The 20,410-nt window shown below is 62.3% G+C and carries 21 protein-coding genes; 15 read left to right on the top strand and 6 right to left on the bottom strand.

Annotated features, from left to right (window positions below; genetic code table 11):
* Positions 1–95: 95 nt before the first annotated feature.
* From ABIB36_RS03140 to ABIB36_RS03125, 4 genes are all read left to right on the top strand, one after another.
* Positions 96–689 carry a DUF6461 domain-containing protein gene (locus ABIB36_RS03140; protein ID WP_354559116.1) on the top strand — a complete coding sequence of 198 codons (594 nt, stop codon included), beginning with the start codon at positions 96–98 and terminating at the stop codon, positions 687–689.
* Positions 690–872: 183 nt separating this feature from the next.
* Positions 873–1,457: a DUF6461 domain-containing protein gene (locus ABIB36_RS03135; protein WP_354559115.1), complete on the top strand. Its 585-nt coding sequence runs from the start codon at positions 873–875 to the stop codon at positions 1,455–1,457.
* 20 nt (positions 1,458–1,477) lie between these two features.
* Positions 1,478–2,200, top strand: a complete 723-nt coding sequence (locus ABIB36_RS03130) for a YdcF family protein (protein WP_354559114.1) — start codon at positions 1,478–1,480, stop codon at positions 2,198–2,200.
* Positions 2,200–3,456 carry a hypothetical protein gene (locus ABIB36_RS03125; protein ID WP_354559113.1) on the top strand — a complete coding sequence of 419 codons (1,257 nt, stop codon included), beginning with the start codon at positions 2,200–2,202 and terminating at the stop codon, positions 3,454–3,456. The genes ABIB36_RS03130 and ABIB36_RS03125 overlap by 1 nt, the downstream gene beginning before the upstream one ends.
* Before the next feature lie 15 nt (positions 3,457–3,471).
* Here the strand turns inward: ABIB36_RS03125 and ABIB36_RS03120 are convergent, their stop codons facing one another.
* Entirely contained in the window at positions 3,472–4,086 is a 615-nt protein-coding gene (locus ABIB36_RS03120; RefSeq protein ID WP_354559112.1) for a TetR/AcrR family transcriptional regulator, read from the bottom strand.
* Between the two features lie 71 nt (positions 4,087–4,157).
* Here ABIB36_RS03120 and ABIB36_RS03115 point away from each other — a divergent pair, with 71 nt between their 5' ends.
* The 7 genes from ABIB36_RS03115 (at position 4,158) to ABIB36_RS03085 (ending at position 9,188) form a co-directional block, all read left to right on the top strand.
* On the top strand, positions 4,158–4,574 hold the full coding sequence (locus ABIB36_RS03115; protein ID WP_354559111.1) for a DUF1707 SHOCT-like domain-containing protein: 417 nt from the start codon (positions 4,158–4,160) through the stop codon (positions 4,572–4,574).
* 60 nt (positions 4,575–4,634) lie between these two features.
* Entirely contained in the window at positions 4,635–5,513 is an 879-nt protein-coding gene (locus tag ABIB36_RS03110) for a DUF1295 domain-containing protein (protein WP_354559110.1), read from the top strand.
* Positions 5,510–6,652 carry an FAD-dependent oxidoreductase gene (locus ABIB36_RS03105; protein WP_354559109.1) on the top strand — a complete coding sequence of 381 codons (1,143 nt, stop codon included), beginning with the start codon at positions 5,510–5,512 and terminating at the stop codon, positions 6,650–6,652. The genes ABIB36_RS03110 and ABIB36_RS03105 overlap by 4 nt, the downstream gene beginning before the upstream one ends.
* Positions 6,653–6,731: 79 nt before the next feature.
* Positions 6,732–7,160 (top strand): NAD(+)--rifampin ADP-ribosyltransferase, encoded by a 429-nt coding sequence (arr, locus tag ABIB36_RS03100; protein WP_354559108.1) that lies wholly within the window; start codon positions 6,732–6,734, stop codon positions 7,158–7,160.
* 74 nt (positions 7,161–7,234) lie between these two features.
* Positions 7,235–7,687, top strand: coding sequence for a MerR family transcriptional regulator (locus ABIB36_RS03095; protein ID WP_354559107.1), 453 nt, complete (start codon positions 7,235–7,237; stop codon positions 7,685–7,687).
* A gap of 12 nt (positions 7,688–7,699) precedes the next feature.
* Positions 7,700–8,692, top strand: a complete 993-nt coding sequence (locus ABIB36_RS03090) for an aldo/keto reductase (RefSeq protein WP_354559106.1) — start codon at positions 7,700–7,702, stop codon at positions 8,690–8,692.
* Position 8,693: 1 nt separating this feature from the next.
* Positions 8,694–9,188: a cysteine hydrolase family protein gene (locus tag ABIB36_RS03085; protein ID WP_354559105.1), complete on the top strand. Its 495-nt coding sequence runs from the start codon at positions 8,694–8,696 to the stop codon at positions 9,186–9,188.
* Between the two features lie 32 nt (positions 9,189–9,220).
* Here the strand turns inward: ABIB36_RS03085 and ABIB36_RS03080 are convergent, their stop codons facing one another.
* On the bottom strand, positions 9,221–9,841 hold the full coding sequence (locus tag ABIB36_RS03080) for a TetR/AcrR family transcriptional regulator (protein ID WP_354559104.1): 621 nt from the start codon (positions 9,839–9,841) through the stop codon (positions 9,221–9,223).
* A gap of 71 nt (positions 9,842–9,912) precedes the next feature.
* On the opposite strand from ABIB36_RS03080, the gene ABIB36_RS03075 reads away from it, so the two are divergent.
* Positions 9,913–10,329, top strand: coding sequence for a DUF1707 SHOCT-like domain-containing protein (locus tag ABIB36_RS03075; protein WP_354559103.1), 417 nt, complete (start codon positions 9,913–9,915; stop codon positions 10,327–10,329).
* Positions 10,330–10,423: 94 nt separating this feature from the next.
* On the opposite strand, the gene ABIB36_RS03070 is transcribed toward ABIB36_RS03075, so the two are convergent.
* From ABIB36_RS03070 to biuH, 4 genes are read right to left on the bottom strand one after another with little or no spacing between them, the layout of a single operon-like run.
* The gene (locus ABIB36_RS03070) at positions 10,424–11,446 is read right to left on the bottom strand and encodes a formamidase (protein WP_354559299.1); all 1,023 of its coding nucleotides are present in this window, start codon (positions 11,444–11,446) and stop codon (positions 10,424–10,426) included.
* Positions 11,443–12,900: an amidase gene (locus ABIB36_RS03065; RefSeq protein ID WP_354559102.1), complete on the bottom strand. Its 1,458-nt coding sequence runs from the start codon at positions 12,898–12,900 to the stop codon at positions 11,443–11,445. Before ABIB36_RS03065 ends, ABIB36_RS03070 begins: the two co-directional genes overlap by 4 nt.
* Complete coding sequence (locus ABIB36_RS03060) at positions 12,897–14,207, bottom strand: cytosine permease (protein WP_354559101.1); 1,311 nt, start codon at positions 14,205–14,207, stop codon at positions 12,897–12,899. The genes ABIB36_RS03065 and ABIB36_RS03060 overlap by 4 nt, the downstream gene beginning before the upstream one ends.
* Positions 14,208–14,242: 35 nt before the next feature.
* On the bottom strand, positions 14,243–14,920 hold the full coding sequence (gene biuH / locus ABIB36_RS03055; RefSeq protein WP_354559100.1) for a biuret amidohydrolase: 678 nt from the start codon (positions 14,918–14,920) through the stop codon (positions 14,243–14,245).
* 607 nt (positions 14,921–15,527) lie between these two features.
* Between biuH and ABIB36_RS03050 the strand changes: the two genes are divergently transcribed.
* Genes ABIB36_RS03050 through ABIB36_RS03040 form a run of 3 tightly spaced genes read left to right on the top strand, consistent with a single transcriptional unit; the run spans position 15,528 to position 20,405 of the window.
* Positions 15,528–17,024 (top strand): hypothetical protein, encoded by a 1,497-nt coding sequence (locus tag ABIB36_RS03050; RefSeq protein WP_354559099.1) that lies wholly within the window; start codon positions 15,528–15,530, stop codon positions 17,022–17,024.
* Positions 17,017–18,420, top strand: a complete 1,404-nt coding sequence (locus ABIB36_RS03045; RefSeq protein WP_354559098.1) for a glycosyltransferase family 2 protein — start codon at positions 17,017–17,019, stop codon at positions 18,418–18,420. Before ABIB36_RS03050 ends, ABIB36_RS03045 begins: the two co-directional genes overlap by 8 nt.
* The gene (locus ABIB36_RS03040; protein ID WP_354559097.1) at positions 18,417–20,405 is read left to right on the top strand and encodes a hypothetical protein; all 1,989 of its coding nucleotides are present in this window, start codon (positions 18,417–18,419) and stop codon (positions 20,403–20,405) included. The genes ABIB36_RS03045 and ABIB36_RS03040 overlap by 4 nt, the downstream gene beginning before the upstream one ends.
* The last annotated feature ends 5 nt before the right edge of the window (positions 20,406–20,410 follow it).

The raw sequence follows: 20,410 nt of genomic DNA, 5'->3' as shown, positions 1-20,410 counted from the left end.
AAGCGGTCACACGGAAGCGGTCACACGTCTGTGAAGCCTTCTGATTACACGCGATGCGAACAGGTTCATCAGGGCAATCGACGTAGATTAGGACGATGACCGACGTGCGTTACACCGATTACGCATGGATCCGAGATGATCCATTTCTGTTCGACGAGGGATTCTGTTTGACGATCTGCACTTCAGCGACCATCGACGACGTAGCGGCAGTGCTACCGGCGGTGACCGCATCGAGCAGCGGCGATTACGAAGCCCTCACCGAATTCGCGTATGACCACGGGTTCGATCTGATCGGTGGTCTCCTTCAAGTCGATGATGCCGTCGTTTTCTACGAGCCCCACGGCTACCTTGGTGATGATGCCAAGCAGTCACTATCGGTTGGTCGGACGGCGGTCAGCATCGATGCAAACCCTGCTGTCAGCTACTTCAAGTTCTTCCGAGACGGGTCGACGGTCACAACGTTCGAGAAGATGTTCGCAGACTCACGTAGCGGCGAGGACCCTGATGCACTTCTTCCGCTCATGGAACGGATCGGTGGCTTTCACCTCGGTCGAGAACCTGATGAGATGCTGCCGGAGATCGTCACCTATCACCAGGCAGCGTTCGCGCTGGCCGAGGCGATAACCGTTGTACGGCTGACTCATTCGTTGCTGAGTCAGTCGCAGTACCGTATTTGTCAGTTCACCTGATCAGCAGTAGACCTTCGAGCTCATGCAATTCACCGAGGGTGTCGACCGGGCCTAGCTCCAGGGTGTACATGTCGTAGTTCGCGGTGTCGGACATGGAGCCGACTGTAGGTCCTGTATTGCGACAAATTTGTCGGAGCCTGCTGCGTGTTGGGCTGGTGCCTCTTCGAGTGGAAAGCTGGGCTGATGACGTCGACAGAAATTTCCCAGGACGATTTTGCGTGGGTCGAGGAGGACGACCGCTTCGATATGGGTTTGTGTTTCACGCTGGTGCATTCCGCTGACCCGGAGGCTGTGCTCGAGGTGTTCGATTCCGTGAACCCGAGGAAGGTGCGTCGGGCGGCGGGGATGAGTGATGACGAGTGGATGGACTCGTTCGGCGACGATGATCTGGCGCAGAGGTTTGCGGGTGTTGCCGGTGGCTGGGTGTGGGTGCTCGAGGAGTTCGCGATCAATGCGGTGTTGCCACCGCTGCCGGAGCGGTTGTCGGATGCGTTCGGTACCAGCATCACTGTGCAGTGGGATGTGAATTTGCTGTCGACGTTCGTGTACGCCGTCGATGGCGCCATCGAGCGGCATTTCGAGTTGGGGCGGGTGGCGGACCCGTCGGATCGTTCGGTTCCCGAAGGCTATTTGGATGAGGAAGATGAGATCGATTGGGAGGAATGGATGTCGGGCGGACTGTGTATGCAGGCGCGGCTCGCGGGAGTGATTGCTCTGACGGCTGATCCGATCGAACCTTTGATCACCGAGACCTGCGGTGGGGCATAGCTGTCGGATAGGTTCGACGAATGTCCTTTGACGCACGTGCGGTTGCGCTCGGCCTCGTCGCGGTGCTCGGGCTTGTACTTCTGATCGCGGTGGTCGTTCTCGAGTTGTGGTTTTTCGTGCTGTGGGCGGCGGTGTTGTTGGCTGTGCAGCTCGCAACCTTTGCCGTGTACGCCTTGATCTACGGACGCACGGAGCCACCGGAGGGGAGTGCGTCCGTCGTCGCGTTGGGCTGTGAGGTGGGTCCGGGCGGCAGCGTCACTCCGCTGTTGGCGAGCCGGTTGGATCGCGCGCTCGAGGTGTACAAAGCTCAGCTCGACGCCGGATCCTGGCCCGCCCTGATCATGTCGGGTGGGCAGGGGACCGACGAGTCGGTGCCCGAGGCCACTGCGATGAAGCAGTACCTCGCAGCGCGCGGTGTCGCGGAGGCGAAGGTCTTTGCGGAGACGGAGTCGCGGAATACTCGCGAGAATCTCGTGTTCAGCAAGGAACTACTCGACTCGGCGGGTTTGACGTCCGAGCCGATGATCGTCGTCACCAGCGACTTTCATGTGTTGCGGACGGCTGGGCTCACCCGCGATCTGGCTATCAACGCTCATGTGACGGGGGCCAGAACTGCCCGTCCCTACTTACAAAAAGCTTTCCTACGCGAATTTGCGGCTGTGCTGCAGCGCTATTGGAAGGCCAACGCGGTCTTGCTTGTTGGCATACTCACTTTCGTGGTCTTCCTACAGAACGTCAACTGATGAACACGAAACTCGCACTCTCGCACGTGACGCTGTTGGCGGGGGCGTTCGTGGCAGCGTTGACGCTGACGACGACGGTCTCGCATAACTTCGCGTTCGTTTCCGGCGGTGACCGCCTCGATGTCTTCGTCGACAGTGCGGCATCTGCGGCCACGCTCGGTGCGATTGTTGCCGTGGTGATCGCAACGGTAGTCTCACGCACCCGGATTGCCGGTGCGGCAGCGGGATTCGGTGTTGTACTGCTTGCAATCGTTTCGCTGGTGGAGCCGGCCGGGGTGCTGCAACTGCGGGCACTTGCGGCGGGGCTCATTCTCGGCGGCGTCGTGGCACTGACCGGCATGCGAGAGCGTCGTACATTGCAGTGCGCTCTGGTAGTGGGCGTGGTGTCCGCGACGGCCATGGCGGGCCCGCTGGAAAGCGAAGGCATGTCGCGCCGATACGCCGATTACTTCGAACCTGATGCACCGCAGGCGTATCTATTGGTCGCGCTGGGTGTGTTTGCTGTCCTGTTGGCGGTGTCGGCGTGGGCGCGAGCCTTCGACGGCCAACCCGCAACCGTGGACAACAAGGGCCGAATACTGTTGGTAGGGATCGCTATTCCTGCTGCGGGTTTGGTGCTGTACTGGCTGTTCCAGCGGTCGGTGTGGACCCTCGGGACCGGTGACGCCATGCAGAATCGATGGTTGTTCGGGCTTGCGGTGATCCCGCTACTGGTCGGCGCGGCGTTCGCTCTTCCTGCTGCGACGGGAGCCGTCGTACTCGCTGCCTTGGCGTATCTGGCTGCAGGCTCCACCGGTTCTTTCGAGATGTCGACGGCGCTCGTATTCGTGGCACTGTTGTTGGCGGGCACCGTGGTCGGGTGGCGATGGCGTTCACCGATGATCGGGTTCGCGCTCCTGGCGGTGGTAGCTACTACCGGATTGTTCACCGATCCGCCGCTCGACTGGATCAATATGGGCGCCACCGTTTTCGTGCTTCCCTTCGCTGTCGGCCTGCTCTACGCATCGCTGCTACCGACGGCTGCTCCCGTTGCAACGATGTCGGTGACGACGCCGATCGTGGTGTCGATCCCGATCGTCGCCGAGTTCGGGTGGACGGCCTACACCCCGCTCACCACGATCGAGCCGGAGTTCTCCCCGACCGCCTGGACGTGGACGTCGACCGCAGTGTCCGTCGTTTCGGTCCTGGCGGCGGGCGCGGCTTTCGTGATTCTGCAGAGACGGTCTGGGAACAGTCCCACGAACCTGAAAGGGTGAGGGGACTCGAACCCCTTAGCCCCTTGCCTCTCGTGTTGCTGCCGGGAGTGGGAGGAGCCGATTGATGACAACGTCCAATGCGGCCAAAGCCTGCGATGCTCTGCCGTCGTCGTACAGCATGGTCAGCGCAAGACCGTCACTGGTTGCGATCAATGCATCAGCTACAGCCGAGGTTTCGATGTCTGCTGAAACGGCTCCTTCTCGTCGCCCCTGTTCGAGATAGTCGGTGAGTGCTGCGCGAATGTCGTTGTCGACTGCGATGGCGGCTTCGGAGTAGGGGCGGTGTCCGATCGCTCGGACTGAAAATTCCGCCCAGATTCGGGCTTCCGCTCTTCGTTCGGCGTCGAGGGGGAGCGTGGCGACCAACCAACTCCGTACGACGTCGGTCAGGGCGCCGGTGCGATCGACTGCTTGGATTCGCTCTTCCACTCGTTCGCCTACGAGTTGCAGCGCGAATTCGAGCATGTCGTCCTTGGTGCGGAAGTACTTCTGGATTGCGCCGACGGAGCAGCCGGCACGTTCGGCGACTGCTCTGATGTTCGTTCCGGCGAGGCCTTCGTCGGCGATCAGTTCCAGCAGCATGTTTCCGACATGTCGCCGTCGCTCGCTGGGGTCGTATGTCGGGGGCACAGAATCCAGCATAGAATACAAACGTATTCTATGCTGGACGCTGTCAGTTTCGATCGAATGGAGTACGAAACATGTCCGATAACATGCCAACTCGTCGAGCAACCGACGCAGAGCGCCTCGATGCAACTTTCCACCTGACGGACGCTCTGGCCAGGGGAGCCTTGAGCGGCGAGGAGTACAACGATCGGATCGAACAAGTGAACAGCGCCCGGTCGATCGATCAGGTGACAGTCACGCTGGTCGACTTACCTCCCTTGTTGCCGGCCACCACCACAACCGAGAAGCGTAAGAAAGATGATCTTCGAGAGTGGCTCAGGGAGTGGCAGTACTGGCTCGGCGGTTCGGTGTTGATGGTCGGCATCTGGGGAGTGCAAAGCCTGATCGACGGATCTGCGATCAAGTTCTGGCCGGGGCTTCCGATTGGAATATGGGCCGTCGTGCTCATCGCGTGCGTATTCTGGCCGCGTGACGAGCGCGAAAGTAGCTGACCAGCACAAGATATCGATAATTTTCGATTGTTCCACCCGGCTTGGAACTAGCATCCACCCATGAGTCGAGGTGCGTCGCTCGGACGAGTCGCGGTTGCCTATGTCGTTGCCATTGCCGCCGGATTGGTGTGGCTGGTGTGGGGTCCGGATACCGGCCACTTGTGGCTCGACGGCCTGATTGCCGATCTGATCGCGACACTGGTGATTTTCGCTGCGAGTCGGATTCACCGCAATTCGAGCTTCTACGAGGCGTTTTGGTCAGTGCTGCCTCCGCTGTTGGCGTTCTACTGGTGGGTCGACGCCGGGGCAGGGGTCGACGATGCCCGGTGGTCGCTGATGATGGCGGTGATGCTGGCGTGGTCGGTGCGGCTGACGGTCAATTGGATCTACAGCTTCCCTGGTCTGCATCACGAGGATTGGCGGTATCCGCTGCTGCGTGAACGCGCGGGGCGGTTCGGGTTCGTCGCGGATCTCTTTGCGATTCATGTCTTTCCGACGTTGCAGGTGTTCGCCGGGCTGATTCCGGTCTACGTCGTCGCGACGAGGGCCGGGGAGCCGTTCGGCCCGCTCGACGTCGTCGCGTTCGTCGTGGGTGTGGGTGCGGTGAGCATCGAGACGATCGCCGATCTGCAGATGCACCGCTTCGTCGTAACCAAGTCGCCGGGGCAGATCATGGAGTCCGGCCTGTGGTCGTGGTCGAGGCATCCGAATTACTTCGGCGAGTTCGGAGTGTGGTTCTCGTTCGGGCTGTTCGGGTTTGCTGCCTATCCGGGCGCGTGGTGGGTGTTCGCCGGTGCCGCCGTCATGTTGGCGTTGCTGCTCGGTGCGAGCATTCCGATGATGGAACAGCGAAGCCTGCAGCGACGGCCCGAGTATCGCGACGTGATGGATCGGGTGTCTCGTTTCGTTCCGCGTCCGCCCAAGAAGATCCACGCGTGAGCCGTCCCCGGCTCGTGGTCGCCGGGCTCGGCGACACCGGTGTCCTGACGGCCATTGCGCTTCGACGGCATGGCGACGTCGTGGGCATCACCGCGAAGCCTGGGTTCGTCAGTGGCCAAGAGCTCGGCCTGAGGTTGGCCCGGCCGGAGGCGTGGGCACGTGACTACCGCATCGGGTACGACAGATTCCGGGGTCTCGACCATGCGCGCGTCGTGCACGGCAGTGTCTCTGCACTGGATACCGAGGCTCGGACTGTCCGCATCACCCGCGCCGACGGCTCTGCCGCCGAGGAACCGTACGACGTCCTGGTGATCGCAACCGGAGTGGCCAACGGTTTCTGGCGCCGACCCACCGTGCAGGACACGGCGGGTGTCGACGCCGACATCGACTCGGCGCACCAGCGCATCGCTGCGGCGAGTTCGGTGGTGATCGTCGGGGGTGGTGCGGCAGCGTCGAGTTCCGCTGCGCAGATCGCCGAACGGTGGCCGACCAAGAAGGTGGACCTCTACTTCCCCGGCGAGCGCGCACTGCCGCATCATCATCGACGCGTCTGGCAGCGAGTCGAAGCTCGGCTGACCCGCCTCGGCGTCGGCGTCCATTCAGGTTTCCGCGCGGAATTGCCGTCGGGCGACGATGCCCAACAATTGACCGAGGCGCCGGTGACGTGGTCGACGGGGCAGCCGCCGGTGGTCGCCGACGTCGTGATCTGGGCGATCGGCCGCGTGGAGCCGAACACCTCGTGGCTGCCGGGGGAGATGCTCGACGCCCGCGGCTTCGTGGCGGTGCAGCCGACGTTGCGGGTGGTCGGGCACGAGAATGTGTTCGCGGTAGGTGATGTCGCTGCCACCGATCCGCTGCGGACGTCCGCCCGCAACCGCGGCCACGCACTTGTTGCTCGCAATGTTCGTGCGCACCTGCAGGGCGCTTCGCTGCGTGACTACCGATCACCGGCACGTCGTTGGGGTTCGGTGCTCGGGCCTCAGCGCGACGGGCTCGTCGTGTTCGCACCGACTGGGCACGGAGTTCGAGTGTCCGCCTGGGCTTCCGACGTCGTACTGCAGCGGCTCATCACCCGGTACGGGATCTACGGGGGAGTGCGGAGAACCGGCGACCAAGTTCCTTCCCCTTTCAACTTATAGCTGGGTGAGGGGCTTGTGGCAAGGCCCCCACAGCGGCGCACAATCGTCAGTCCACGTACTGCAACAGACGGAGATCGACGTGACGAACCCGCTGAAACCTTTCGAAGTGCATCCCTCGGGTGCCCTACTTCACGGAACCAAGGCCGACGTGTCGATCGGTGATCTGCTGGTGCCCGGTCGTCCGTCGAATTTCGAGGCCGGACGGATTTCGAATCACATCTACATGACATCGACCCTCGATGCCGCTGCGTGGGGGGCCGAGTTGGCGACGGGTGACGGCCCGGCTCGGATTTTCATCGTGGAACCCGAAGGTGCAATCGAGGACGACCCCAATGTGACGGACAAGAAGCATCCTGGCAATCCGACCCGTTCCTATCGCACGCGCGAACCCGTCAGAATCGTTGGCGAAATAGCGGACTGGGTCGGACATTCACCCGAACAGCAGCGCACCATGCGTGATCGGTTGGACGATCTCAGGAGGCGGGGGCTGGCCGTCATCGATGACTGAATGCCCCGTGAGCGTGGGCGGGGCGCGGAATCGAGGTTGACTTGGAGTGCACTCCAAGACGTACTGTCGCATTCATGAGTGCATCAGCACGGCAAACATCGATCGACCGACCAGAGGGCATCGGAATTGCCGAGATGGCGGAATGCTCGGGGCTGACCCAGGACACGCTTCGATGGTACGAGCGAGAGGGGTTGACTCCTGACATTCCCCGATCGGCAAATGGTCGACGCATTTTCACGCCAAGGATGGTCTCCCTGCTGAATCTGCTTGTTCGCCTTCGGTCGACGGGTATGCCGACTGCTGATATGCGCGATTTCGTGAAGCTCATCGACGGCGGTCCGGCCACGCATCGTCAGCGGGTCGCTATTCTCTCGGCGCACCGCGCGCGTATCGCGGAGCGTCAGCGGCACCTCACCGATGCCAGCAGCGCTTTGGAGTCGAAGATTTCACACTACGAACTCCTCATCTCGGAGGGGTTGGACTGCGAGGGAGCCGCAGTCCCCAATCCAACAGACAACGACCAGTAAGTGGGTACACGCATGTCAGTTCCAACTCGTAGGATCCCCGCCCTCAACCGTGACGTCAGTGCCATCGGCCTCGGCTGCATGGGTATCAATTGGGCATATGCGCGCGACGACGCGGACTCGGCTCGTGCAGGCTCGGAGATACTTGCCCACGCACTCGCGTCGGGAATCGATTTCTTCGATACCAGTGACGCGTACGCCGCCGGAGAGAACGAAAAAATTGTCGGCGACGCTGTGGCTGACGCCGACGTCGTCATCGCGACGAAGGCGGGCCTGATCGGTTCCATGGTCAGCGGGAAACCGACACTGACACGCAATGGCCGCCCGGATCACCTTCGGAAGGCGTGCGATGACAGTCTGCGGCGCCTCGGAATCGACATTATCGACCTCTACTACCTGCACCGCGTCGATGATCAGGTTCCGATCGAGGAATCGTGGGGAGCGCTGTCTGATCTTGTTGCTGCAGGCAAGGTTCGAGCGTTGGGGCTCAGTGAAGTCACCGTCGAGCAAGCATCGGCAGCGCATAGTATTCACCCGGTGGGGGCTGTGCAGTCCGAACTATCGGTATGGACCCGAGACGCATTGGGGCAGGGTGATACTCCTGATGGTGCCGCTGTCGGGAACATCGTCGACTGGACCCGTGAGCGTGACGCGGTGTTCGTTGCTTTCTCACCGCTGGGTCGCGGGTTCCTGACCGGGAGCCTCGATACTGCGGCGCTGCCGTCGAGTGACTTCAGAACGACCCTGCCCCGGTTCACCGGTTCGGCGGCGCAACAAAATCAAGCGATCGTCGACGCCCTCGCCGTAGTCGCTGATCGCCACGTCACGACGCCTGCAGCCATCGCGTTGGCGTGGGTGTTGGCGCAGGGGCAGCACGTAATCCCGATCCCCGGGACCACCAAGGCGAATCACCTCGACGCCAATCTCTCTGCCGCGCAGCTCATTCTTACTGCAGAGGATCTCGATGTCCTCGACGGTGCGCCTGCTGCTGTCGGCCCACGCTACTGACATGGAACAGGTGAATGCGACAGCGTTGCTCGAAATCGACTTTCAACCGTGGGTCATCGAACTTGGGCATGATTCTGATGCGGTCCCTCGGGCAAAACGAATACGGGAAAGATTTCGACGCGAGGGTGCGCTTGTAGTGTGTACCCGGTATCTGAGCCGCGATGCCGAAGATCCGATGCGATCGGACCCTGACGGTGAAGGCGCACGTTTTCACCCCTCGATGGAACCGCAAGCCGGCGACCTGGTTGTAACCAAGTTCGACCGCGACATCTGGAGCAATCTCGATCTGGATGTTCAACTGCGGCTGAGGAAAATCAGCGGAATTGTCGTTACAGGATTCGTCACCGACTTCGGTGTCGATCTCGCTGCCCGTACCGCCCTGCGGCTGGGCTACCGAGTGACAGTGGGGGCACAAGGATGCGCGGGAACCACTGCCGGCGCACACCACTCCGCCCTGGCCTCGATGTCCAAGGCTGGAATCTCGATCGACGAGTAAATCGGAACACATTTATGACCGATATCGCGCTGTCATCCAGTCGTGCGGCTGTGCAGTGTGGGTCCGGGAAGTGGGAGGAGCCGATTGATGACAACGTCCAATGCGGCCAAAGCCTGCGATGCTCTGCCCTCGTCATACAGCATGGTCAGCGCAAGACCGTCACTGGTTGCGATCAATGCATCAGCTACAGCCGAGGTTTCGATGTCTGCTGAAACGGCTCCTTCTCGTCGCCCCTGTTCGAGATAGTCGGTGAGTGCTGCACGAATGTCGTTGTCGACTGCGATGGCGGCTTCGGAGTAGGGGCGGTGTCCGATCGCTCGGACTGAAAATTCCGCCCAGATTCGGGCTTCCGCTCTTCGTTCGGCGTCGAGGGGGAGCGTGGCGACCAACCAACTCCGTACGACGTCGGTCAGGGTACCGGTGCGATCGACTGCTTGGATTCGCTCTTCCACTCGTTCGCCTACGAGTTGCAGCGCGAATTCGAGCATGTCGTCCTTGGTGCGGAAGTACTTCTGGATTGCGCCGACGGAGCAGCCGGCACGTTCGGCGACTGCTCTGATGTTCGTTCCGGCGAGGCCTTCGTCGGCGATCAGTTCCAGCAGCATGTTTCCGACATGTCGCCGTCGCTCGCTGGGGTCGTATGTCGGGGGCACAACGTCCAGCATAGAATACAAACGTATTCTATGCTGGACGCTGTCAGTTTCGATCGAATGGAGTACGAAACATGTCCGACTACATGCCAACTCGTCGAGCGACCGATGCAGAGCGCCTCGATGCAACTTTCCACCTGACGGACGCTCTGGCCAGGGGAGCCTTGAGCGGCGAGGAGTACAACGATCGGATCGAACAAGTGAACAGCGCCCGGTCGATCGATCAGGTGACAGTCACGCTGGTCGACTTACCTCCCTTGTTGCCGGCCACCACCACAACCGAGAAGCGTAAGAAAGATGATCTTCGAGAGTGGCTCAGGGAGTGGCAGTACTGGCTCGGCGGTTCGGTGTTGATGGTCGGCATCTGGGGAGTGCAAAGCCTGATCGACGGATCTGCGATCAAGTTCTGGCCGGGGCTTCCGATTGGAATATGGGCCGTCGTGCTCATCGCGTGCGTGTTCTGGCCGAGTGGCGAGCGCGAAAGTAGCTGACCAGCACAATATTCGATTGCTACCACCGGCATCACCATCCTTGACACGCCGAATATTTTCGAACACAACCACACTCAGGTCCAGGAGACACGCCCTAACTGTCGTTCGGAGCGGAAGCTCGGTTGCGAACTTGGTCTGGTGTACCGAACCCGGCCGAAGTTCCGTCGGTGACCTCGATCCGGTCCTCCCACGGCACACGGTATTTTCCGGCCACGAGATCCTGCATGAACGTGTAGGGGCAGTCGGTCGCACCGCCCTCCACAGCGACGTAACCGCGGTGGCCCAGCTGATAGATGTTGTTCTCGACCCCCCATGTGCGTCGCGCATCATCCGCACGGGACGGCACCACTTCTGCGGTGACCACCCGGTCGGGCGTGCCGTCGCCTTGGACGATCACCATGCCGTCGACGTCGCACACCATGGCCTCACCCTGGGAGCGCTGCCCGGTGGCATCAGCACCGGCCAGGCATACCGATGCAGTGAAGGCAAGGTTGTGGAATGCGTTCGTCTGGTTGGTAATTCGCCAGGAGTGCTGGATCGGATATGTGTAACCGGCGGTGCGCAAGATGACGTTCGCCCCACGGTATGCGGCCTCCCGAGCCACTTCCGGCAGCATCCCGTCGTGACAGATGATGAGGGAGAGCCGCGACCCCTTGGGGCCGTCGCATACCGGCACCCCGAGGTCACCCGGTTGCCACGGCTCTAGAGGTACCCACGGGTGGAGCTTGCGGAAGTAGAGGACCACGTCGCCCGAATCGTCGACGATGATCCCGCTGTTGAAGGGCGCGCCGCCAGGGTTGCGCTCCATCAGTGAAAAACAGCCCCACACATTCGCGTCTGCGCAGGTCTGGCGCAGCAGAGTAATCTCTGGGCCGTCTAGATCACAGAGCAGCTCGTTGTTCAGCCAGGTGGCGGGGTCGAGTCCGTTCAGGCTGTATTCGGGAAACATCACCAAGTCGAGAGTCGGCATCCCCGACTTGGCTCCCCGCAGAACCTCGGCGAGGCGCTCGGCGTTGCGAAGCGTGTCGCCCGGCTCGGTGTTGATCGGTACCTGCGACTGAACCAGCCCCAGGACGAGTCCGCCGGGCGACGGGTTCAGGCCGCCCAGCCCACTCATGCTCTTACCCCGCTCGTCGATTTCGACGGCCACGCATGCGCCCAGGGAGCAGCAGTTTCGAACGCCGCCGAGGCGCGCAGCACCGTGGCGTCCGCGAGATGGCGGCCTACCACCTGCACGCCCACGGGCAGACCTGCGGCGGTGAAGCCGGCGGGCAGGCTCGCCGCCGGTTGACCCGTCATGTTGATGGGGGAAGTGAATCCCAACCACGCAGTGTCGGGCACAGTGTGTCCATCGACCTCTGTGGGGCCCTGAATCCCGGTGGGGAAAGGTGGCACGGTGAGGGTCGGGCTGAGTAGCAAGTCGTAACTGGCCATGAGTCTCCACATCCGGTTGGTCAGTTTCTGTCGCGCGATTTTCGCATCGGTGAGCTGCTCGGCCGTCCACGGCTGCTCGAGGATGGCGACGAGGTGCGGGGACATCTCCGCGCCGTGTTCGGCCACCATGGCGCGCATTCCGGTGAGGTCGGTGTCGCCGACGACGAGGCCCCAGAATGCGTCGAACGGATCGTCCCAGCCGACGTCGACGTGTTCGACGACGGCGCCGAGGTCGCTGAACACTTCTGCGGCTCGTTGTGCGATCTCCCTGACTTCGGGGTCCACCGCGAGGTATCCGAAATCGCTACTGAATGCGACGCGTAGCCCGTCGACCCCACCGTGAGTTGCGTTGAGCCAGTCGACGTCTCCTGCGGGGATCGAGTGACGATCGCGGGGGTCCGGGCCGGCGAGGACGGACATGAGCAGCGCCGCGTCGTCGACGGTGCGGGTCATCGGCCCGATGTGTTCGAGGCTCTCCCAGCTCGAGATGCCCGGGTACCGTTCGTCGCGGCAACCCGGATAGGCGGGCACGCGTCCCATCGAGGCTTTGAAGCCGTAGATCCCGCAGTGCGCGGCGGGGATCCGGACGGACCCACCGCCGTCACTCCCCAGAGCGAGCGGGGTCATCCCGGTAGCTACGGCCACACCGGAGCCCGCACTGGACCCGCCAGGAGTCAGATCGGGGTTCCACGGGTTGCGGGCGGTGGGGCCGATGGGGTTGTGCCCCACTCCGGAGTAGCCGAACTCCGGCACGGTCGTCTTGCCCAACGAGATAGCCCCGGCGCCGCGTACCCGCTCGACGACGATGTCGTCCTCGTCGGGCACGAAATCCCGGTATGCGGGTGCCCCACAGCGGGTCGGCACACCTGCGGTCGCGATGAGGTCCTTGATGGCGATGGGGACTCCGGCGAGCGGGCCCAGTTTCTCGCCGCGGACGATCGCGTCGGACTGCTCCTGGGCTTGGGCGCGGGCGCTGTCGGCGGTCTGCTCGCAGAACGCATGCAGGGTCTCGTCGAGCTCCGCCACACGGGCGAGCGCGGCATCGACGACCTCGACTGGGGAGACCGTGCGCTCTCTGACGAGGCGGGCGAGCTCGGTGGCTGAAAGCGTGGTGAGATCCTCTAGCTGCCCGGTCATGCGGGCACCGCGACGGTGGGTTCGGAGTCTGCGCGCTTGGTGCCAGCTCGGTCGAGCGCAAGATAGACCAGCCCACCGACGAGCAGCCCGGCGATGGCCTCGCTGAGCTGCGGCGCCCACAGGTGGACGACATAGGCGACGAGCGAACCCACAGCCCAGGCAATGAAAGGCGATGTGCGCCAAGCCGTTACGGGCCGGGCGACGCGCACTCGAAGTTGGTCGACTATGAGCACCGCACCGATCGGCGGCACGAAGATGCCCAGCAGGTTGAGCCAAACGGGGAAGTGGCTCCACACCCCGGCCAACGCAGCGACGAGCCCGATCCCGCCGAGGACGAGCGTGAGTACGCGCATCCGGCTACCCGTGATCTGGCTCCAACCGACCGCACCGTTGTAGAGGCAGTGGGTGCACACCGAGCCGAGGTTCACGAAGACGAACACCACGGCGACCGAGGTGAGCAGAGCGCCGTGCGAGGTGAGGATCGGCAGGAAATCCCCGCCACTTTCGTTCGGGGACACTGCAGCTCCGGCGGCGACGACAATGCCGCCGACGAGCAGCGAGATGAAGTTGGCGATCGGAAACGCGGTGAACGCGGCGATCACGGCTTCGCGTCCGGTGCGTGACCAGCGCGTGAAGTCCGCCGTCATGGTGCCGGAGTCGGCGAATCCCGCGATGACAATCGTCACCGCGGCGCCTACGCTGAGAACCCCCGCGCCCGCGCCGCCGCCGGCGTAGGAAGTGACACCCCCGAGACCGCCGTCTCGGGCGGCGAAGGTCAGAGCTACCAGGGCGAGGATGACGAACAGCGGGGCCGCGATGATGCCGATGACCGTGAGCGCACGGATACCGATAAAGGTGACCCCGATGTAGAGCATTCCGGCGATGAAGATGGTGAGGGTTTCGTTCCACCCCAGCGCGGTGTGCAGTGTTGCGCCGGTGAGACCGGTCTGGAACGCGAACCACCCGATCACCACAGTCGACAAGAATCCTGCGGCGACGGCCGCACCCCGGCGGCCGAACGTGCGAGCGGCTGTGAGCCCGAAGTTCTCTCCGCTACGCCCGGCCATGTAGCTCAGCGCGCCGACGTAGGTGAGCAGCACGAGATTGCCGATGAGAATGGCGGCCAGGCCTTTCCAGAATCCGAGGCCGTAGACGATGGTTCCGCCGAAGATGGCGTTGGTCAGGATCATCGGGAACCCGAACCACACGGCGGAGACCGAGCGCAGCGAGCGACGGTGTTCCGTGGGGATAGGTTCGTGCTCGTATTCGTGAGCGAGTCCGTATTCGGTGTCGGCACTGGTGGTCATGGAAGGCCTCTCGGAGGGGTTCTTGGATGGTCGGGTCAGGTGAGCGCGGCAAGCACCGCGTCCGAGGTGGCGACGGCGCCGAAGACACCGCCCTGCATTGTCACCATTCGTAGTGCAGCAGTGTGGTTTTCGGGATCAGTGGCTCCAGTGCAGTCCGACAATACGAGGCACTCGTAACCGCGGTCGTTGGCCTCGCGCATCGTGGTACTGACGCAGACGTCGGTGGTGATGCCAGTGAGAATCAGGTGCGTGATGCCTGTTCTGCGAAGCACCAGGTCTAGGTCGGTGGCGTAGAACGCGCCCTTTCCTGGCTTGTCGATGATGACCTCGCCTTCGATGGGCGCGACCTCGTCGACGATCTCCCAACCCGGCTCACCGCGAGTGAGAATACGACCGCACGGTCCGAGGCTGCCGATCTCGGCGCCGGCTCTCGCAGAGCGCCACAGCTTGTTCGCGGGCAGGTCGGACAGGTCGGGCCGGTGTCCTTCGCGGGTGTGGATGACCGTCATTCCCAACCGGCGGGCGGTGGCGATGACGCGCTGGGTGGGAGCAAGACCTGCTCGGGTGAGCGCCAGGTCGTACCCCATTGCGTCTACGTAACCCCCCACACCGCAGAAGTCGACCTGCCAGTCGATGTTGATCAGCGCGGTGTGCGCCGGGTTCAACTCACCGTCGAAAGGCCACGGATACGGGTCGGCCGGCACCGGGTTCACGGACGAGCTCGGTGCGAAGTAGTTGAATTTGCAGGCATGTTCTTATGATCGGGTATCAAGTGTTAAGGAACGGGTCCTCCGTGTTAAGGCCTTGTTGCGCAATGAGTGTGCGAACTCGGTACCGGATCGGTCCGGCTCAGGCGCGAAGCTATCGACGACGCGCGGTGGCGGCTGATGCTGGTGTTGCTGTTGGGCGCGAGCATTCGGATGATGGAGCAGCGGAGTCTGGAGTATCGCCACGTAGGGGACCGGCTTTATGGTTCTTCTCGCGTCTGCCCAGTGATCCACGCTTGAATGGTTCATTCATACGAATGAATGGCTTCAATGTGACATTCAAGCGATCGTGATTACAAGAATGCTCCGCACACGTTCCCTTGCAACGAAATCGCCTAGAGTATCGAATGTGATCCTCTGTTCGGGCCAAATGCCCGTTTATCAATGCGGGTGATTTACCTCACTATGTCGATTACCGCGATGTATTTATTCTGTTTACTTGCTTTACTGCCTATGCAGTAATTATCCGGTGCGCCACCCTGGCGGTGATCGGGCATGATGGCAAATGCCAAGGGGAGGGCGCGATGTCGGTCGCGGCTAGTCGGATCCGTCGATGACGACAGAGCAAGCATCTCACGTGCAGGCACCCGACAAAGAGAATCTGCGTACGCGGATCTCCCGGAGTGTCCGTGCTCCTAGGCAATTCACCCTTACCGGTCGCTTTCTCCTCACTGCAGGGACGACCACTGTCGCATTCGCGCCGGTGATTTCCGCTAACTTTTTTGCAGCGATCGACGGTGCACCCACGCTCTATCTGGTTCTGTTGCCGATGTGGGTGCTCATGATCGGGTATGGGGTCGGTCAGGTTACCCAGGGACGGGTCATCGACGACAAAGAATTGGACTGGATCGCAGCGCTGGTGATCTGCGTGGTTGCTATCGGCTGCACGTACATGGCGATTCCGCGACTATTGGCGAGTGCGACGCTGTGGCATATCGAGCTGGTACCAATTTTCGCGGTGGTTTTCTGCGGATGCATTCTCAATTTCGGCATCAGACGGGCGTTTCGCGGATGGCGCGTTCTTCTGTTCACGGCGTTCTGTTTCCCGGGAACGGTAGTGCTCGCCTCCGCGTACTTCGGCGGTACACCGCTGGTGTTCAGTCTCGTCGTCGCCGGTCTCAATACTCTTGCCGTGTGGCTTGCGATGGTGCGCCGGCCGGTGCGCTGGGGGTTGTCCTTCGCTGTGGCAGTGTGCACCGTTCTCGGCGCGGTGGCCTTGACGCCGCTGTCTAGTACCGCGGGTCTGGTGGTTCCGTCCATCGTGACGTCATGCTGTGCGGCGGCGTACGCGTTCTTTCGTCCTGGAGTTCATTCGTCCGGGGCGTATTTGGATATGCCACAGCGGTCGTTGATTTCGGTGTTCGTGCTGGCTCTGGTGGCCTTGCTCGCGCTGGCGGTTCTTCCGGACCCTGCTTCGCGCGTGCGCGAATCGAGCATGGCGACCGCCCCGACCGATTGGCTCGACAGCCTTGCCGAATCGAACAGTTTCAACCTGAGTGAGCAGGAACGGTTCGATTGGGGACCGGCAATTCTGGGTCCCGGCGGATCGGTAGTCCGGTACGAGTTGGACGTCGCCGGAGATCCTGAGCGAGTGATGTTCCTCGACGTGTTCACCGCCCGATCAGCGGGTGTTCTCTCCAGCTTCCGGGGGTCGATCTGGTACGCATCGAACCCGCCGGCCCGTGTGAAGGAGAAGTTCGCGGAGTTGGATCATGGTGTCGTAGTGGTGGGTTCGCAGAACGGCACCGACGAGGTCAGCACTCCGAATGAACCACTGTGGGCAGCGCTGGGGTGGACGTGGAAGACACAGTCCGCCGACGACAGCAAGGTGTTCCAGCGCGTGTATCTCATGATGTCCAAGCGCGCGGATGAACCTCGCAACGTTCCTCGCCCGAAGATGCCCACGTTCGAGGGAACCGTTCTGGGACCGATCGACTGGTTGGCTCGTCAGCAGGGCAGCGCGGAGTGGGATTCGGGCCAGGAGAAGTACATGGACACCCTGGTGGAGACGCTCGAATCGATCCTGGCGAGCGGATCCTTCGATGACTGATTACACCCAAGCGTTGCCTGCCCGTTGGTCCGCGGCAGTGACCTTCACACGTGGCCAGGTGATCGGACTGCTCGCGTGTGCGTTGGTGCTGTCGACGTCACTGGTGTTGGCCACCGACAAGACACTGACCGCAATCGTCGTGGTCGTCAACCTGTATTACCTGGCATCCACCATCGACAAGACGTACCTGCTGCATCTCGGCATGACCAAGAGCGTTGCCGTGCGTGTGTCCGACGAGCGGGCGCTGGCTGTCCCCGATGACGAGTTACCTCACTACACGGTCCTGCTTCCGGTATTCGACGAACCCGAGATCGTGCGGACGCTGATGGACGGTGTCGGTCGGTTGAACTACCCGCCCGACAAGTTGGACATTCTGCTGCTACTCGAAGCAGACGACTCCGCCACCATCGAGGCGTTCGAGGAAGGGCGGGTAGGCGGTGTCACTCCGGTACTGGTGCCACCGAGCGAGCCCAGAACGAAACCGAAAGCCTGCAACTACGGGATGTCGCTCGAGTTCGAACGCAGCGAGTACGCCACGATCTACGACGCCGAGGACATCCCTGATCCCCTGCAATTACGCAGAGCTGCAGTCATGTTCGCCGAGTCGCCACCCGAAGTGGCCTGCATTCAGGCTCGTCTCGGTTACTTCAACGAGAAGCAGAACATCCTGACCAAGTGGTTCGCCATGGAGTACGACCAGTGGTTCACCTACATGCTTCCCGCGCTTGCTCGACGCGGATGCGTCATTCCTCTCGGCGGCACGTCGAATCACTTCCGGAGCAGTGTGTGGCGAGAGCTGGGTGGTTGGGACTCGTTCAATGTCACCGAGGATGCCGACTTGGGAGTTCGCCTGGCACGCCACGGTTACCGGACGGCGCTGATGGACTCGGTGACCCTCGAGGAAGCGAACAGTGATCCGGTCAATTGGATTCGCCAGCGTTCCCGGTGGTACAAGGGCTACTTGCAGACCTTTCTGGTGCACTTTCGTTCGCCCCGAAAACTGGTACGCGAGATAGGCCTGGTGCCGACGCTGCGGTTTGCGAACACCACGTTGGGGATGCCGTTGAGCAACGTCATCAACTTGCTCTTCTGGTGCAGTGTCTTGTTCTGGTATGTCGGGCATCCGGCGATCATGGAGACGCTCCTACCCGGCGCGATCTACTACGTCAGTCTGCTGCTCTTCACGCTGGGGAACGTCGTGACACTGATGTTGGGGCTGATCTCCACGCGGGCAACCGAGAAACCTTATCTGCTCCTCGCCGCGCTGACCGTGCCCGCGTACTGGGTCATGCAGGGGCTCGCGGCGGTCAAGGGACTTTTTCAACTCTTCTTCCGTGCGTCGTACTGGGAAAAAACTGTTCATGGCCTGTCGAACGATGGCGAGGGAAACAAGTGAATGCGATCTGTGGTCGAGTGAGAACGGCGTGCTCGGTTCTCGTTGTAGGACTGGTGCTGTCGCTGTCGACGGCAGGATTTCCATCGACTGCCATAGCCCAGCCCTCCGAGTCGATCGAGGATCAGGAGGGCGAGCCGCTGGTCTTGACCTGGCCCGCGTTGGGGTTGGGATCCGAGATCGTCTTCGACGCGGCCGATGCGGAACAGGCTGTGCAGGTGCCCGTTCCGGCGGGGAGTGCGATGCTCGCCTTGACCGGTCAGTTGCGCGCCCCTGTCGAACTCGGACGGGGATATCTCGAGGTCACCTCGGCCGACGGTCGTTTTCTCGGTTCCGCGGACATCCCCGATGTCGAATCGGGCCAGCGTGTGACTCCGTTCTCGATCGATCTCGCGGGTGCGGCCGTCGATGCAGCTGCCGGTATGGCGACACTGCGGATGACCGTCAGGCCTCTCGACCGTTCGAGTGCGGTGTGCGGTGCGCCGCAACGGCTGACAGCGGCCGACCTTGCGGTCAGTTTCACTGCTGCAGAACAGGTCCCGGAAACCGTCGATCAGTTCTTTCCCTCGGTGCTCGATGCGGTGGAGGTGTTCGTGGACCCGGAACCGACGACTGCCGAGAAAGAGAGTGTGTTGACTCTGGCTGCAGCCCTGGTGCATCGGTACGGCTCCATTCCCGTGCAGATTTCGGTACGGCCGTTGAGCCGGACAGCGCCCGTCCCTGCCGGTGGTAGTGGGTTGACCCGCTCGGTCGTGGTGCGTGAATCTGCCGAGCCGGCGGCCAGTATCGCCGACGCCGGCGCGGGGTCCGTTCTCGTTCTCAGCGGAACCGGTGCGTCGCTGGCCGATCAGGTCGGGGTGTTCACTGCCGGCCTCGACCGAATTGTTCAGGTGCGGTCCGCGACGGTCACCAATCTGGAAGCCGATGAAATCCTGGGCACCGACACGTTGACCTTCGAGCAACTCGGCGCCGTCGCATCCACGTCGGTTCTCGGCTCGGCGCAAATGTTTTCGGGCTTCGACTCCAGTTCCTTCGGGTTGACCCAGCCCGGCAGTATGGACGTGCATCTGATGGCCGATTACACCCCGGTGTCCGACGCCACCGCCACTGCCACTATTTCTGCGGGCGGGCAGGTGATGCATTCGCAAGAGTTGGATTCATCAGGCCGAGTGGACACGACGTTCTCCGTCGCCGGCGGGGCAATAGCTCGCGCAGTGGGTCTGAATGTGGCCCTGACCTACAGCCCGACTGCCGGGTGCACTCCGTTCACTGCTCCGATCCAGTTTTCGATCGACCCGGAGTCGACGGTCACGGTGTCCGGAAGTAGCGGCGGCACCGGCGGATTCAAATCCCTTCCCACCAGTCTCATGCCCACCTTCCAGGTCGCGTTCGACGAGCAGGACCCCGAAGCGAACGGCGTGCTCGGATTGTCTTACGCGACGCGCGTGGTGGCGTCGATGCAGACCACAGCGAATGCGGTGATGAGGCCGATGGTCGCACCGATGGATGAGGTTGTCGGTAGCGGCATGGGAGCTCTGCTCGTTGCCGATGCGGATTCGCTCGGCGCTGCGGGTGTAACGGCGCCGTTGGCCGTCGTAGATGGGGCGGTGAAGATCTCGAACGATCAAGGCCTGACCATGGATGTCGACGGCGGAATCGGGTCGTTGCAGGTCTTTGCCGAAGGCGATCGGACCGTCGTCGCAATTACGACGACGGGAGAGTGGTCCCTGGTCGGGCCGGTTCTCGACCGAGCGACTGCCGGCGGTAGCTGGGCGGATCTGTCCGGTGACGTCGTCGCTGCTGGTCTCGGCGGTGAGGCTGCGCCGATGACAGTGATGAGCGATGGACCGGCAGGGGCGGTGTCAGGGCCGGAGCGCGGGTGGGTGACGTGGCTCTGGATCGGAGCGTTGGCCTTGGTCGTCGCTGCGGCCGTGATGGTGGCTGGGTTGTGGATGGATCGACGTCGTAAACGAGCGGCGTCCCAGTAGTGACG

It is taken from the genome of Rhodococcus sp. UYP9 (genome assembly GCF_040547235.1).
GTDB lineage: Bacteria > Actinomycetota > Actinomycetes > Mycobacteriales > Mycobacteriaceae > Rhodococcoides.
This window is presented reverse-complemented; position numbering and strand designations above follow the sequence as displayed.